At 71.9% G+C, this 13,546-nt stretch carries 15 protein-coding genes; 12 read left to right on the plus strand and 3 right to left on the minus strand.

From position 1 onward, the window contains the following. The first annotated feature begins 380 nt into the window (after window positions 1-380). The 7 genes from ABT070_RS42615 (at window position 381) to ABT070_RS42645 (ending at window position 7,031) form a co-directional block, all read left to right on the plus strand. The gene (locus ABT070_RS42615; RefSeq protein WP_351768361.1) at window positions 381-1,517 is read left to right on the plus strand and encodes a ParA family protein; all 1,137 of its coding nucleotides are present in this window, start codon (window positions 381-383) and stop codon (window positions 1,515-1,517) included. Further along, on the plus strand, window positions 1,502-2,083 hold the full coding sequence (locus tag ABT070_RS42620) for a hypothetical protein (RefSeq protein ID WP_351768362.1): 582 nt from the start codon (window positions 1,502-1,504) through the stop codon (window positions 2,081-2,083). The genes ABT070_RS42615 and ABT070_RS42620 overlap by 16 nt, the downstream gene beginning before the upstream one ends. Window positions 2,084-2,101: 18 nt before the next feature. Then, on the plus strand, window positions 2,102-3,364 hold the full coding sequence (locus tag ABT070_RS42625) for a segregation and condensation protein A (protein ID WP_351768363.1): 1,263 nt from the start codon (window positions 2,102-2,104) through the stop codon (window positions 3,362-3,364). A gap of 53 nt (window positions 3,365-3,417) precedes the next feature. Next, complete coding sequence (gene scpB / locus ABT070_RS42630; protein ID WP_323178983.1) at window positions 3,418-3,990, plus strand: SMC-Scp complex subunit ScpB; 573 nt, start codon at window positions 3,418-3,420, stop codon at window positions 3,988-3,990. Beyond that, the gene (locus tag ABT070_RS42635) at window positions 3,990-5,210 is read left to right on the plus strand and encodes a pseudouridine synthase (RefSeq protein WP_351768364.1); all 1,221 of its coding nucleotides are present in this window, start codon (window positions 3,990-3,992) and stop codon (window positions 5,208-5,210) included. Before scpB ends, ABT070_RS42635 begins: the two co-directional genes overlap by 1 nt. Window positions 5,211-5,283: 73 nt before the next feature. Next, window positions 5,284-6,012 (plus strand): NUDIX hydrolase, encoded by a 729-nt coding sequence (locus tag ABT070_RS42640; protein ID WP_351768365.1) that lies wholly within the window; start codon window positions 5,284-5,286, stop codon window positions 6,010-6,012. Next, on the plus strand, window positions 6,009-7,031 hold the full coding sequence (locus ABT070_RS42645; protein ID WP_351768366.1) for an ADP-ribosylglycohydrolase family protein: 1,023 nt from the start codon (window positions 6,009-6,011) through the stop codon (window positions 7,029-7,031). The genes ABT070_RS42640 and ABT070_RS42645 overlap by 4 nt, the downstream gene beginning before the upstream one ends. An 18-nt stretch (window positions 7,032-7,049) precedes the next feature. On the opposite strand, the gene ABT070_RS42650 is transcribed toward ABT070_RS42645, so the two are convergent. From ABT070_RS42650 to ABT070_RS42660, 3 genes are read right to left on the minus strand one after another with little or no spacing between them, the layout of a single operon-like run. Beyond that, a complete protein-coding gene (locus ABT070_RS42650; RefSeq protein WP_351768367.1) occupies window positions 7,050-7,469 on the minus strand; it encodes a Rieske (2Fe-2S) protein in 420 nt (139 codons plus the stop codon). Beyond that, window positions 7,466-8,050 (minus strand): DUF6529 family protein, encoded by a 585-nt coding sequence (locus tag ABT070_RS42655; protein ID WP_351768368.1) that lies wholly within the window; start codon window positions 8,048-8,050, stop codon window positions 7,466-7,468. The genes ABT070_RS42650 and ABT070_RS42655 overlap by 4 nt, the downstream gene beginning before the upstream one ends. A gap of 22 nt (window positions 8,051-8,072) precedes the next feature. Beyond that, window positions 8,073-8,747: a hypothetical protein gene (locus tag ABT070_RS42660; RefSeq protein ID WP_351768369.1), complete on the minus strand. Its 675-nt coding sequence runs from the start codon at window positions 8,745-8,747 to the stop codon at window positions 8,073-8,075. 194 nt (window positions 8,748-8,941) lie between these two features. Here ABT070_RS42660 and aroH point away from each other — a divergent pair, with 194 nt between their 5' ends. The 5 genes from aroH (at window position 8,942) to der (ending at window position 13,428) form a co-directional block, all read left to right on the plus strand. Next, the gene (gene aroH, locus ABT070_RS42665) at window positions 8,942-9,304 is read left to right on the plus strand and encodes a chorismate mutase (RefSeq protein ID WP_351768370.1); all 363 of its coding nucleotides are present in this window, start codon (window positions 8,942-8,944) and stop codon (window positions 9,302-9,304) included. Next, window positions 9,301-10,386, plus strand: a complete 1,086-nt coding sequence (locus tag ABT070_RS42670) for a prephenate dehydrogenase (RefSeq protein ID WP_351768371.1) — start codon at window positions 9,301-9,303, stop codon at window positions 10,384-10,386. Before aroH ends, ABT070_RS42670 begins: the two co-directional genes overlap by 4 nt. A 133-nt stretch (window positions 10,387-10,519) precedes the next feature. Continuing rightward, on the plus strand, window positions 10,520-11,206 hold the full coding sequence (gene cmk / locus ABT070_RS42675) for a (d)CMP kinase (RefSeq protein WP_351768372.1): 687 nt from the start codon (window positions 10,520-10,522) through the stop codon (window positions 11,204-11,206). Between the two features lie 62 nt (window positions 11,207-11,268). Next, the gene (locus ABT070_RS42680) at window positions 11,269-11,856 is read left to right on the plus strand and encodes a lysophospholipid acyltransferase family protein (RefSeq protein WP_351768376.1); all 588 of its coding nucleotides are present in this window, start codon (window positions 11,269-11,271) and stop codon (window positions 11,854-11,856) included. A gap of 87 nt (window positions 11,857-11,943) precedes the next feature. Next, entirely contained in the window at window positions 11,944-13,428 is a 1,485-nt protein-coding gene (gene der, locus ABT070_RS42685; protein ID WP_351768373.1) for a ribosome biogenesis GTPase Der, read from the plus strand. Window positions 13,429-13,546 lie beyond the last annotated feature (118 nt).

Below are 13,546 nucleotides of genomic sequence, written 5' to 3' on the forward strand. Positions count from 1 at the left end.
GGGAAAAAGGCGATACGTCAACACAGGTCGTCAACCCCGCACACCCGGCCGGACCTTGCCCGACAAGGTCCGGCCGGATGTGTGTATGGTCACTTTGCGGCTCTCGGCCAACTCGCCTCGAACGTAACGCTTCGACCGATTCGTACTCCGGCGAAACCTGCCGTGCGACGGTCGTACGCCCTTGACAGCGGGATGTTTCATTGCCGACACATCGGGCCGGGTCCGGCGGATTGTGTTGCTGCGGACGCCCGACACGCCATAGAGTCGCCAACCGTCGGCATGGTGCCACGCTGACCTTGTCTAGAAGTTTCCTGGTCACCAAGGAGGTAAGACGACTTGTGAATGAGTCGACATTTGCTCCCGGGGGTGGTCAACCAGGAATGCCGACGCGGGCCCAGGTCTCCGCGGGGCTCGAGGCTGTCGGCTCCGTCGCTGTCCGAACCTTCGCAGCCCACCAGAGCCAGCGCAGCCCCCATGTGGCTCTGTCAGCACACCAGAGCATGGATGGCCATTACGTGAACGCCATGGCCGGCGACGGAAGTGGCGCGCCCCGCAACCACTTCGCCGACTACGACGAACTGCCCGAAGGGCACTTCTACGATCCCGATGCCGAGTACGAGCCGGACCCGGAATACGCGGCCACGCTCGCGCCCGACGCGGCCCGACAGCGCCGTGAGCGCGTCGGTCCGACCGGACGCCCGCTGCCGTACTTCCCGATCCCGGGCCCGCTGACCCAGCACGGCCCCGCGACGATCATCGCGATGTGCAACCAGAAGGGCGGCGTGGGCAAGACGACGTCGACCATCAACCTGGGTGCCGCGCTCGCGGAGTACGGCCGGCGCGTGCTGCTCGTGGACTTCGACCCGCAGGGCGCGCTGTCGGTCGGTCTAGGCGTCAATCCGATGGAGCTCGACCTCACCGTCTACAACCTGCTCATGGAGCGGGGCATGGCGGCGGACGAGGTGCTCCTGAAGACAGCGGTCCCCAACATGGACCTGCTGCCCAGCAACATCGACCTGTCGGCCGCCGAGGTCCAGCTGGTCTCCGAGGTCGCGCGCGAGTCCACGCTCCAGCGTGCGCTCAAGCCGCTGATGGACGACTACGACTACATCGTCATCGACTGTCAGCCCTCGCTCGGTCTGCTCACCGTCAACGCCCTGACGGCCGCCCACAAGGTGATCGTGCCGCTGGAGTGCGAGTTCTTCGCCCTCCGGGGTGTGGCGCTGCTGACCGAGACCATCGAGAAGGTCCAGGAACGGCTCAACCCGGAACTGGAACTCGACGGGATCCTCGCCACGATGTACGACTCGCGCACCGTGCACAGCCGTGAGGTGCTCGCGCGCGTCGTCGAGGCCTTCGACGACCACGTGTACCACACGGTCATCGGGCGCACGGTCCGCTTCCCGGAGACCACGGTCGCCGGTGAGCCGATCACCACGTACGCCTCCAACTCCGTCGGCGCCGCCGCCTACCGTCAGCTCGCCAGGGAGGTGCTCGCCCGGTGTCCCGCCGAGTGAGTCTGCCGGGGGCCGACGAACTCTTCCGTACGACAGGGGGAATGGCGCTTCAGTCGTCCGCGCCCCGGCGCCCCGCCAACGGCGAGGCCCGGGTGCCCGCGCCGGCCGGCGAGAGCGACGGGGTCGCGGCCGGCGGTGCGCAGGACGCACCGCAGTCCGTGCCCGCACAGGGCGGTGACGGCGAGGGCGCCGAGCACGTGGCGGCCGACGCGGGTCGGACCGACGCCGGGGAGTCCCGCACCCGGGGCGCCCCCGGGGAGCGCTCCGAGCGGCGTCAGGGCCCGCAGGAAGGTTCTGCCTCCGCTGCCGACGGCCAGTCGCGCAAGCGCGGACGGCAGCCGTCCCGCAGGCCCAGTGGCCGGGAGCGGCACGACGAGAAGATCACCGTCTATGTCTCCGCCGAGGAGCTCATGGACCTGGAGCATGCCCGTCTGGTGCTCCGCGGCGAGCACGGGCTGGCCGTGGACCGGGGGCGCATCGTCCGCGAGGCGGTCGCCGTGGTCCTCGCCGACCTGGAGAGCCGCGGGGACGCGAGCATCCTCGTACGACGACTTCGCGGGCGGTAGCGGTAGCCTGCGAGGGCCATGACCTCGAGTGACGTTCCCGTCCCCGGCCCCGGCGCAGCAGCCGGCCGTCGGCGTGCGCTGGGGCGGGGGCCCGGGACGTCGCCGGCCCCCGCCGAGCCGTCGCCCGAGACGGCCGCACGGGTGCCGGACCCGGACTCCGGCTCCGACCCGGACCCGGCCGCAGGGGTCCCCGTCGTGCCGGACCCCGTCGTGCCGGACTCGGTCGATCCGGAACCCGAGGCACCGGAACCCGAAGCACCGGAATCCGAAGCACCGGAATCCGAAGCACCGGAACCCGAAGCATCAGAACCCGACCGGCCGGAACCCGGCGTACCGGAATCCGCAGAACCGGAATCCGGTCCCCCGGAACCAGCGCGTCCGGAACCAATGCGTCCGGAGCCGGTGCATCCGGACCCGGCACGTCCGGAAGCAGTGGGTCCGGAATCCGTTCCCGAGTCCCGGGAAGCCCCCGACGGGGTGTTCAAGGTCCGCCTCGCCAACTTCGAGGGGCCCTTCGATCTGCTGCTCCAGTTGATCTCCAAGCACAAGCTGGACGTCACCGAGGTCGCGCTGTCGAAGGTGACCGACGAGTTCATGGCGCACATCCGGGCGATGGGGCCCGACTGGGACCTGGACCAGACGACCGAGTTCCTGGTCGTGGCCGCCACGCTGCTCGATCTCAAGGCGGCCCGGCTGCTGCCCGCCGCGGAGGTCGAGGACGAGGCCGACCTGGCCCTGCTGGAGGCCCGGGACCTGCTGTTCGCCCGGCTGCTCCAGTACCGGGCGTACAAGCGGGTCGCCGACATCTTCACCCACCGGCTGGAGAGCGAGGCCCGGCGCTATCCCCGTACCGTCGGCCTCGAACCGCACCACGCGGAGCTGCTGCCCGAGGTCGTCATCAGCATCGGCCCGGAGGGGTTCGCGAGGCTCGCGGTGAAGGCGATGCAGCCCCGGGCCAAGCCGCAGGTGTACATCGACCACATCCACGCGCCGCTGGTGAGCGTGCAGGAGCAGGCCGGGATCGTCGTCGCGCGGCTCCGGCAGCTCGGCGAGGCCAGCTTCGCCTCGCTGGTGGCGGACACCGAGGACACCCTCACCGTCGTGGCCCGTTTCCTGGCGCTCCTCGAGCTGTACCGGGAGAAGGCGGTCGAGCTCGACCAGGAGACCGCGCTCGGTGAGCTGCTGGTGCGCTGGACCGGCGGGGACGGGGACGCGCAGCCGGTGGTCACGGACGAGTTCGACCGGCCGCCGGAGGATCCGGAGAAGGAGACGAAGACGTGACCGAGGAGAGCGTCGCCGCACTCGATCTCAAGCCGGCCCTGGAGGCCGTCCTGATGGTCGTCGACGAGCCCGCGACCGAGGAGCACCTCGCGAAGATCCTCCAGCGGCCCCGGCGCAGGATCGCGGACGCGCTGCGCGAGCTGGCCGACGAGTACACCGTGCAGGGGCGTGGCTTCGAGCTCAGGCTCATCGCGGGCGGCTGGCGGTTCTACACCCGGCCCGAGTACGCGGCGGCCGTCGAGGGCTTCGTGCTGGACGGGCAGCAGGCCCGGCTCACCCAGGCGGCGCTGGAGACCCTGGCGGTCGTCGCGTACCGCCAGCCGGTCAGCCGCAGCAGGGTCTCCGCGGTGCGCGGAGTGAACTGCGACGGCGTGATGCGCACCCTCCTCCAGCGCGGTCTGGTCGAGGAGGCGGGCGCGGAACCCGAAACAGGTGCGATCCTGTACGTGACGACGAACTACTTTCTGGAGCGGATGGGCCTGCGCGGTCTGGACGAGCTCCCGGAGCTCGCGCCCTTTCTCCCCGAGGCGGAGGCGATCGAGGCCGAGATGCTGGAAGGGGTCCCGTCGTTCGATCCGGACGCACCGGATGCAGATGCAGACGACACGACGACGACGGAACTTTGATGCGAAGCAGTGGCAGCGGCAGTGGCAGGAACAACGGGCGCGGCAAGCCCCGGGGGACCGGCGGGGGCGGTTCCCAGCCGAGGGGCGGCTCGGGAGGCCGCGACGACCGCAGGGGCGGCTCCGGAGGCCGTGACGAGCGGTCGCGGGGCGGCTCCGGAGGCCGCGACGAGCGGTCGCGGGGCGGCACGGGAGGCCGTGACGACAGGCCGACGGGCGCGGGAGGCCGCGACGACGGTCCGAAGCGTCCGGGCAAGCCGCGTCCCGAGGAGCGTCGCTACGACGTGGGCCCCGGCGCCACCCATGAGGGCCCGAAGGCCGGGCGCGGCGGCGCGGCCCGGGGCGGCGCCAAGGGCGGCCCCCGGCAGGGCCAGCAGCGCGGCGGACGCACGGAGCCGGCGCGCTCCCGCGAGTACGAGACGCGGGCCGAGGAGCGCAACCGGGACCGGTACGCCGAGAAGAAGGACGTCAAGCTGCCCAAGACCTTCCCGGGCGCCGAGCAGGAGGGCGAGCGGCTTCAGAAGGTCCTGGCGCGCGCGGGCTACGGCTCCCGGCGTGCCTGCGAGGAGCTGATCGAGCAGGCGCGGGTCGAGGTCAACGGCGAGATCGTCCTGGAGCAGGGCAAGCGGGTCGACCCGGAGAACGACGAGGTCAAGGTGGACGGCCTGACGGTCGCCACGCAGTCGTACCAGTTCTTCTCGCTGAACAAGCCGGCCGGCGTCGTCTCCACGATGGAGGACACCGAGGGCCGTCAGTGCCTCGGCGACTACGTGACCAACCGCGAGACGCGGCTGTTCCACGTCGGGCGGCTGGACACCGAGACCGAGGGCGTCATCCTGCTCACCAACCACGGCGAGCTGGCCCACCGGCTGACCCACCCCAAGTACGGCGTGAAGAAGGTCTACCTCGCGCACATCGTGGGTCCCATCCCGCGTGACCTGGGCAAGCGGCTGAAGGACGGCATCCAGCTGGAGGACGGGTACGCGAAGGCGGACCACTTCCGGGTCGTCGAGCAGACCGGTAAGAACTACCTGGTCGAGGTGACCCTGCACGAGGGCCGCAAGCACATCGTGCGCCGGATGCTGGCGGAGGCCGGCTTCCCGGTCGACAAGCTGGTCCGCGTCTCCTTCGGTCCGATCACCCTGGGCGACCAGAAGTCGGGCTGGCTGCGGCGGCTGTCCAACACCGAGGTCGGCATGCTGATGAAGGAAGTCGAGCTTTAAGGACTCCTGGGGCTCCCAGGGCTTGTGTGTGACCGCACCCCCTTTTTATAGTCGTGGTGACTATTAAAAGGGGGTGTTCGTCGTGCGGGGTTACGACAAGTACGCCCACGAACCCTTCGCCGTCACCGTCGACCTCGCCGTCCTCACGCTCCGCGCGGGCACGCTGCACGTCCTGCTCGTCGAGCGCGGCCAGGAGCCGTACGCCGGCCGGTGGGCGCTGCCGGGGGGCTTCGTGCGGCCGGACGAGTCCGCGGAGACGGCCGCCCGGCGGGAACTCGCCGAGGAGACCGGTCTGAAGGACGTCTCCGGGCTGCACCTCGAGCAGCTGCGCACCTACAGCGAACCCGACCGCGACCCCCGGATGCGGGTCGTCTCCGTCGCCTACGCCGCGCTGCTGCCCGACGCCCCCGAGCCGACCGGCGGCGGCGACGCGGCCCAGGCCCGCTGGCTGCCGTACGACGAGGCGAAACCGCTCGCCTTCGACCACGACCGGATCATGGCCGACGCGCACGACCGGGTCGGCGCCAAACTCGAGTACACCTGCCTCGCCACGGCCTTCTGCCCGCCCGAGTTCACCCTCGGCGAGCTCCAGCAGGTCTACGAGACGGTGTGGGGGACCGGCCTCGACCGGCCCAACTTCCGTCGCAAGGTGCTCGCCACCCCGGGCTTCGTCGAGCCCGTGCCCGGTGGCGCGCGCCTCACCGGCGGCCGCGGCAAGCCCGCCGCCCTCTACCGTGCGGGCGCCGCCACCGCGCTCCACCCGCCCCTGCTGCGACCGCCCCGGGAAGGACGATCCGCATGACCACCTCGACCACCGTCAGGAAGCGCGCCACCGGGTCCCTGCTGGGACTCGCGCTGGGGGACGCGCTCGGGTTTCCGACCGAGTTCAACGACGTTCCGTCGATCCTCGCCAAGTGCGGGCCCTGGCGGGAGATGGAACTGCCGAAGCGCGCTTTCGTGTCCGACGACACCCAGATGACCCTCGCCGTGGGGCGGGCCATGCGGACCGCCATGGACCGGGGGCTGCTCGTGCCGACGGCGCTCGCGCGCCCGCTGCGCGCGGAGTTCGTGGACTGGTACCAGTCGCCGGACAACAACCGGGCCCCGGGGCGGACCTGCCTGACGGCGTGCAACCTGCTCAAGGACGAGAATCGCGGCTGGCAGGACGCCAGCCAGATCGGTTCCAAGGGCTGTGGCGCCAACATGCGGGTGGCTCCCGTCGGGCTCGCTCCCGGGCTCAGCGAGGAGCAGCGTGCGGGCGCCGCCCAGCTCCAGTCCGCCCTCACCCACGGGCACCCCACCGCGCTGGCCGCCTCCGACCTCACCGCCCACGCCGTACGGCTGCTCACCCAGGGCGCCGAGCCGGCGGCCCTGGTCGGGCTCCTGAGGGCCTACGCCGTCGACAACCGGTCCCGCTACCACCACCGCTGGCTCGGCGACCTGTGGACCCGTAGCCAGGACCCCACCCCGGAGCACTTCATCGAGCGCGGCTGGGACGAGTGCCTCGGCGTGCTGGACCGGCTCCGGGAGGCGCTGCGCGACCCCGCGCCCGAGAACGACCCGTGCCTGGCCACGGGGGCGGGATGGATCGCCGAGGAGGCCATGGCGACCGGTCTGCTGTGCTTCCTGCTGTTCCCCGACGAGCCGGTGACCGTGCTGCGCCGGGCCGCCTGCTCCTCGGGGGACTCCGACTCCATCGCCTGTCTGGCGGGCGCCTTCGCGGGCGCGTACGCCGGGGCCGACGCCTGGCCGACGGCGTGGGCGGACCGGATCGAGTACCAGGGGGAGCTGGTGACCCTCGGGGCGCTCTGGGACCAGTGACCCGCTCCGGGCTCGGGCTCAGGTCAGTTTGATCGCGCCGCCCTCGACGGTGATCTGCTCCTCGGGCAGCGGCTTCGTCGCCGGGCCGCCGGCCACCGAGCCGTCGGCGATGCGGAACTCGCTCTTGTGACAGGGGCAGTGGATGATGCCGTCGGCGACGCTGCCGACGGTGCAGCCCTGATGGGTGCAGATCGCGGAGAACGCCTTGAAGTCGTCCTTCGTCGGCTGGGTGACGACGACCTTCTCCTCCGCGAAGATCTTGCCGCCGCCGACGGGGATGTCCGTGGTCTTCGCCAGCTCCTGGCCGGCGGAGGCCTTCGGGGACTGCTCGGACGAGGAGCCGTCCTCGTTGCCGTACTCGCCGCAGCCCGTGGCGAGCGCGGCTGCCGCGCCGCCCGTCGCCAGGAGGACCGTGCGCCGTGTCGCGGGGAGGGTCATGTCGTCACTCCGAAAGTGCGGAAGAACCAGAGGGCCGAGGTCAGCCAGATGATCGTGAGCACGGCGAAGACGAGCCCGCCGACGATCGGCAGGAGCCACCCCGGCAGTCGCTCCGAGCGGAGCAGCAGCATCTTGGCACTGAATGCGCCGAAGAAGAAGCAACCCAGGAGGGAGTGCCACATAACGCGCGTTTCGTATGTCTGATAGCCAAGCGCGTACAGGCAGTGCACCGCAACCGGGACCGCGATCAGAAAGGCGGCCCGGCCCGACCAGCGGTGCAGCGTGCCCGACCAGGCGGGCCCCGGCAGCTTGCCGTACAGCATCGAGGCCGAGACGAGCTGGACCAGCGCGAAGAACATCGCGGCCGTCGCCAGCCAGGACTTGACCGCGCCCGTGCTGCTGAAGCCGGCCAGGTTGAAGGCCGTCCCGGCCGGGTCGTGGACCTTGCCGTACACGCCCAGGGCGAGCGCCACGGCTGCGGCGACCAGCGCCGGGACGAGGTAGCGGGCCGGGTGCGGGCCGCGCCGGGCGGGATCGGGGCCGGGGAAGCTCTGGGTGGCGGCGTTCGGGTCGACGGTCATGGTGGCTCCCTGCTCGAAGGGGTCAGGGCGTGGCGGGGCGGGCCGTGAGCTGCTGTCCGTCGACCGTCACCGCGCCGGTCTCCGGGTCGATGCGGGGCGCGGAGGAGGGCTTGCCGTCACGGGTGAGGATGCCGACCTGGGTGCCGTCCTTCAGCACGATCCAGCCGCCGTCGATCTTCGCGGAGCGCACGGTGGCCGTCGCCCGCCACAGGCCGGACGGCTTCTTCGCCCGGTCCGCCGAGAAGGCGTGCCGCCCGCCGCCCACCTCGACCGTGCCGTCGATCCGCTTGCCGTCCTCGAGCGTGCCGTCGAGTCTCGCGCCGTCCTTGCCGGTGAGCCGCAGCGTGCCGTCGTCCTCGACGTCCCCCTTGAGCCAGGACTCCTGGGTGTGGCCGTCGCAGTAGTAGGCGATCGCCTTGCCGTCGCTGACGGAGACGGCGACGGCCGCCGCGTCGTCGTCGGTGCGCCCGGCGTAGTCGGCGGCGGCGGCCGGGACACGGGAGGCGGAGGGAGAGGGAGCGGGGGTGGTGGGGGCGGGCGCGGTCGAGGCGGTGCTCCGTGCGGGGGCCGGACTCGGTGACTTCTCCTCGTACGAGGACGAGGCGGTCTTCGTCCCCGTCGTCGCGTTGAGCGTCAGCAGGAACAGGCCGAGCACCAGTCCCGCGAGAAGGGTGAGCAGGGGTCCTGGACGCTTCATGTCGGGCCTTCCCCGATGCGGGTGTCCTGCCGTCAGAGTGCCATGAGAGCGCAGGTCGTACCCGCCGTAAAGGGCGTACGGGGGCGTTCTCGTCTCGGCACGCGGGCGGCACGCACCGCGGGGGCGCGGGCTGACTAGGCTGGCTGCGTCAGGAGCCGTAGTCGGCAGTCCGTACTTCAGCAAGGAGCAGCGCCGTGGCGGTACGAGCGGTCCGGGGAGCCGTCCAACTCGAGCGGGACGAGGCCGGCCACATGGACGAGCAGGTCGGAGCCCTGCTCACCGCCGTCCTGGAGCGGAACTCGCTCGGCGCCGACGACCTGATCAGCATCTGGTTCACGGCCACGCCCGACCTGCACAGCGACTTCCCGGCGGCCGCGGCCCGCAAGCTCGGCATCGTCGACGTGCCGCTGATCTGCGCCCAGGAACTCGACATCGCCGGCGCCATGCCGCGGGTCGTGCGCATCCTCGCGCACGTCGAGACCGACACGGCGCGCGCCGACATCAACCACGTCTACCTCGGTGCCGCGGCCGCCCTGCGCAGGGACATCGCCCAGTGAGGACCGCGCTCGTCATCGGCACGGGGCTGATCGGCACGTCCGCCGCGCTGGCCCTCGCCCAGCGCGGGGTCGTCGTCCACCTCGCCGACCACGACCCCGGGCAGGCCCGTACGGCGGCGGCGCTCGGCGCCGGCACCGACGCGGAACCCGAGGGGCCGGTCGACCTGGCGATCGTCGCCGCCCCGCCCGCCCATGTGGCCGGTGTCCTGGCCGACGCGATGCGCCGCGGGGTGGCCCGCGGCTACCTCGACGTGGCCAGCGTGAAGGGCGGGCCGCGCCGTGAGCTGCAGGCCCTCGGTCTCGACCTGTCGGCGTACATCGGCACCCACCCCATGTCCGGCCGGGAGAAGTCCGGGCCGCTGGCCGCGACCGGTGACCTCTTCGAGGGCCGGCCCTGGGTGCTGACGCCGACCAGGGACACCGACACCGAGGTGCTGAACCTGGCCCTGGAGCTGGTCTCGCACTGCCGTGCCGTCCCGGTGGTCATGGACGCGGACGCCCACGACCGCGCGGTGGCGCTGGTCTCCCACATGCCGCACCTGGTCTCCAGCATGGTCGCGGCGCGTCTGGAGCACGCCGAGGAGGCCGCCGTACGGCTGTGCGGGCAGGGCATCAGGGATGTCACCCGGATCGCCGCCTCCGACCCGGGCATGTGGATCGACATCCTGTCCGCGAACCCGGGACCGGTCGCCGACCTGCTCACCGACGTCGCCGCCGACCTGGAGGAGACGGTCCGGTCCCTGCGCGCCCTCCAGTCCTCCGACGACGACAAGCGCCGCGAGGGCGCCGACGGCGTCCAGGACGTGCTGCGTCGCGGCAACGCCGGCCAGGTCCGGGTCCCCGGCAAGCACGGGGCCGCTCCGCGGGCGTACGAGGTGGTGGCGGTGCTCATCGACGACCAGCCCGGCCAGCTGGCCCGCATCTTCGCCGACGCCGGACGGGCGGGCGTCAACATCGAGGACGTCCGCATCGAGCACGCGACCGGGCAGCAGGCGGGTCTGGTGCAGCTGATGGTCGAGCCGAAGTCCGCGGTGGTGCTGTCCTCGGCGTTGCGCGAGAGGGGCTGGGCGATCCGGCAGTAGGGGGCGTCGCGCGGCCCGGGCGCCCGGTGCGGACCAGGTACCGGCCGGACGAGTGACGCGCGGCCGGTAACCTGGTGCGGGGCGCGCTCGCGTCCCGCACATCCACCGCCTCGCACCAGGAAGGTGTCCCCCCGTGGAAAACGGCGCCGCCCAGCCCGTGATTGTCGCCATCGACGGCCCCTCGGGCACGGGCAAGTCGAGCACGTCCAAGGCCGTGGCCGCCCAGCTCGGGCTGAGCTACCTGGACACCGGCGCCCAGTACCGGGCGATCACGTGGTGGATGGTGACCAACGGGATCGACATCGAGGACCCCACGGCGATCGCCGCCGTCGCCGGCAAGCCGGAGATCCTCTCCGGCACCGACCCGGCCGCCCCGACGATCACGGTCGACGGCGTCGACGTGGCCGGCCCGATCCGTACCCAGGAGGTCACCGCCAAGGTCAGCGCGGTGAGCGCCGTACCCGAGGTGCGGGCCCGGATCACCGAGCTCCAGCGCTCGCTGGCGGCCGGCACCGGGACGGGGATCGTCGTCGAGGGCCGTGACATCGGTACGACCGTGCTGCCCGACGCCGACCTGAAGGTCTTCCTCACCGCCTCCCCGGAGGCCCGTGCCGCCCGGCGCAGCGGCGAGCTGAAGGGCGCGGACGTCCAGAGCACCCGGGAGGCGCTGATCAAGCGGGACGCGGCCGACTCGTCCCGCAAGACCTCTCCGCTCGCCAAGGCGGACGACGCCGTCGAGGTCGACACCACCGCGCTGACGCTGGCCCAGGTCATCGAGTGCGTCGTCACCCTCGTCGAGGAGAAGCGGGCCGCGAAGTGACTGCCGGGTCCACGCCCTCCGGGAAGGGCGCCGAGGTCGGGCGGCGCATCGGCGTCGGCCTGATGTACGGGCTGTTCAAGCCGCGGGTGCTGGGCGCCTGGAAGGTGCCGGCGAGCGGCCCGCTGATCTTCGCGATCAACCACTCGCACAACGTCGACGGCCCGATGGTGATGGGCGTGGCGCCCCGGCCGACGCACTTCCTGATCAAGAAGGAAGCGTTCATCGGCCCCCTCGACCCGTTCCTGACCGCCATCGGCCAGCTCAAGGTCGACCGGGACACCACCGACCGGACGGCGATCACCCGTGCGCTGGGCGTGCTGGAGAACGGCGGGGTCCTCGGGATCTTTCCCGAGGGCACCCGTGGCGAGGGCGACTTCGCCGCCCTGCGTGCCGGGCTCGCGTACTTCGCGGTGCGCGGCGGGGCCCCGATCGTGCCCGTCGCCGTGCTGGGAAGTTCCGAACGGCGCGGACGGTTGATAAAGGCACTGCCTCCGCTGCGCTCCCGGGTCGACGTCGTCTTCGGCGATCCGTTCGACGCGGGCGACGGCAGCGGCCTGCGTACCCGCAGAGCGCTGGACGCGGCGACCGAACGCATCCAGAAACAGCTGGCCGCACACCTGGAAAACGCCAGGCGCCTGACCGGGCGCTGAGCGACACTGAATACCGAGTAGTGGATCAACCAGAACAAAACGGCTGCTCCACCGATCACCACGAATGAACGACGAGGTACGGACTTCATGAACGACCACATCCAGCCCGACGGCTCGGAAGCCTTCGAGCACGATCACGGGGCGCTCGGCGACGCCGAGTACGCGGAGTTCATGGAGCTCGCCGCCGTCGAGGGCTTCGACGTCGAGGACGTCGAGGGGGCGATCGAGGCCGCCGGGCACGGGCCACTGCCGGTGCTCGCCGTCATCGGCCGCCCGAACGTCGGCAAGTCGACCCTGGTGAACCGGATCATCGGCCGCCGCGAGGCCGTCGTCGAGGACAAGCCGGGCGTCACCCGCGACCGCGTCACCTACGAGGCCGAGTGGGCGGGCCGCCGCTTCAAGCTCGTCGACACCGGCGGCTGGGAGCAGGACGTCCTCGGGATCGACGCCTCCGTGGCCGCGCAGGCCGAGTACGCGATCGAGGCCGCCGACGCCGTCGTCTTCGTCGTCGACGCCAAGGTCGGCGCCACCGACACCGACGAGGCGGTCGTACGGCTGCTGCGCAAGGCCGGCAAGCCCGTCGTGCTGGCCGCCAACAAGGTCGACGGTCTGAGCGGCGAGGCCGACGCGGCCTCCCTGTGGTCCCTGGGCCTCGGCGAGCCGCACCCGATCTCCGCTCTGCACGGCCGCGGCACCGGCGACATGCTGGACGCCGTCCTGGAGGCGCTCCCGGACGCCCCCGCGCAGACCTTCGGCACCGCCGTCGGCGGGCCGCGCCGCATCGCGCTCATCGGCCGCCCGAACGTCGGCAAGTCCTCGCTGCTCAACAAGGTGGCCGACGAAGATCGGGTCGTCGTCAACGAGGTCGCGGGCACCACCCGTGACCCGGTCGACGAGCTGATCGAACTCGGCGGCGTGACCTGGAAGTTCGTCGACACGGCGGGCATCCGCAAGCGCGTCCACCTCCAGCAGGGCGCCGACTACTACGCCTCGCTGCGCACCGCGGCCGCCGTCGAGAAGGCCGAGGTGGCGGTCATCCTGATCGACGCCTCCGAGTCCATCTCGGTCCAGGACCAGCGCATCGTCACCATGGCCGTCGACGCGGGCCGCGCCCTCGTCATCGCCTACAACAAGTGGGACACCCTCGACGAGGAGCGCCGCTACTACCTGGAGCGGGAGATCGAGACCGAGTTCGCCCAGGTCGCCTGGGCGCCCCGGGTGAACGTCTCGGCGCGCACCGGCCGGCACATGGAGAAGCTGGTCCCGGCGATCGAGGCCGCTCTGGCCGGCTGGGAGACCCGCGTCCCGACGGGCCGTCTCAACGCCTTCCTGGGCGAGCTGGTCGCCGCCCACCCGCACCCGGTCCGGGGCGGCAAGCAGCCGCGCATCCTGTTCGGCACCCAGGCCGGGACCAAGCCCCCGCGCTTCGTCCTCTTCGCCTCCGGCTTCATCGAGGCGGGCTACCGGCGCTTCATCGAGCGCCGTCTGCGCGAGGAGTTCGGCTTCGAGGGCACGCCGATCCACATCTCGGTGCGGGTGCGCGAGAAGCGCGGCGCCAACAAGAAGAAGTAACGGCGACACGGCTGGAGGGGGGGCCCCCGCACCGGGGGGGGCCCCCCCCCCCCCGCAGGGGTGAAGAAGTGCAGCCGGGGGGGGGGGGGGGCGCGGCGGGGGGGGGGGGGGGTGCGGG

The sequence above is a fragment of the Streptomyces sp. NPDC002884 genome (assembly GCF_040295245.1).
GTDB lineage: Bacteria > Actinomycetota > Actinomycetes > Streptomycetales > Streptomycetaceae > Streptomyces.

Bases quoted from the DNA above. Each gene is read 5' to 3' on its own strand.
- ABT070_RS42625 (WP_351768363.1), top strand. From the start codon at position 2,102: ATGACCTCGAGTGACGTTCCCGTCCCCGGCCCCGGCGCAGCAGCCGGC.
- ABT070_RS42650 (WP_351768367.1), bottom strand. From the start codon at position 7,469: ATGACCCTCCCCGCGACACGGCGCACGGTCCTCCTGGCGACGGGCGGC.
- ABT070_RS42645 (WP_351768366.1), top strand. From the start codon at position 6,009: ATGACCACCTCGACCACCGTCAGGAAGCGCGCCACCGGGTCCCTGCTG.
- ABT070_RS42655 (WP_351768368.1), bottom strand. From the start codon at position 8,050: ATGACCGTCGACCCGAACGCCGCCACCCAGAGCTTCCCCGGCCCCGAT.
- ABT070_RS42660 (WP_351768369.1), bottom strand. From the start codon at position 8,747: ATGAAGCGTCCAGGACCCCTGCTCACCCTTCTCGCGGGACTGGTGCTC.
- ABT070_RS42680 (WP_351768376.1), top strand. From the start codon at position 11,269: ATGTACGGGCTGTTCAAGCCGCGGGTGCTGGGCGCCTGGAAGGTGCCG.
- ABT070_RS42635 (WP_351768364.1), top strand. From the start codon at position 3,990: ATGCGAAGCAGTGGCAGCGGCAGTGGCAGGAACAACGGGCGCGGCAAG.
- ABT070_RS42615 (WP_351768361.1), top strand. From the start codon at position 381: ATGCCGACGCGGGCCCAGGTCTCCGCGGGGCTCGAGGCTGTCGGCTCC.
- scpB (WP_323178983.1), top strand. From the start codon at position 3,418: ATGGTCGTCGACGAGCCCGCGACCGAGGAGCACCTCGCGAAGATCCTC.
- der (WP_351768373.1), top strand. From the start codon at position 11,944: ATGAACGACCACATCCAGCCCGACGGCTCGGAAGCCTTCGAGCACGAT.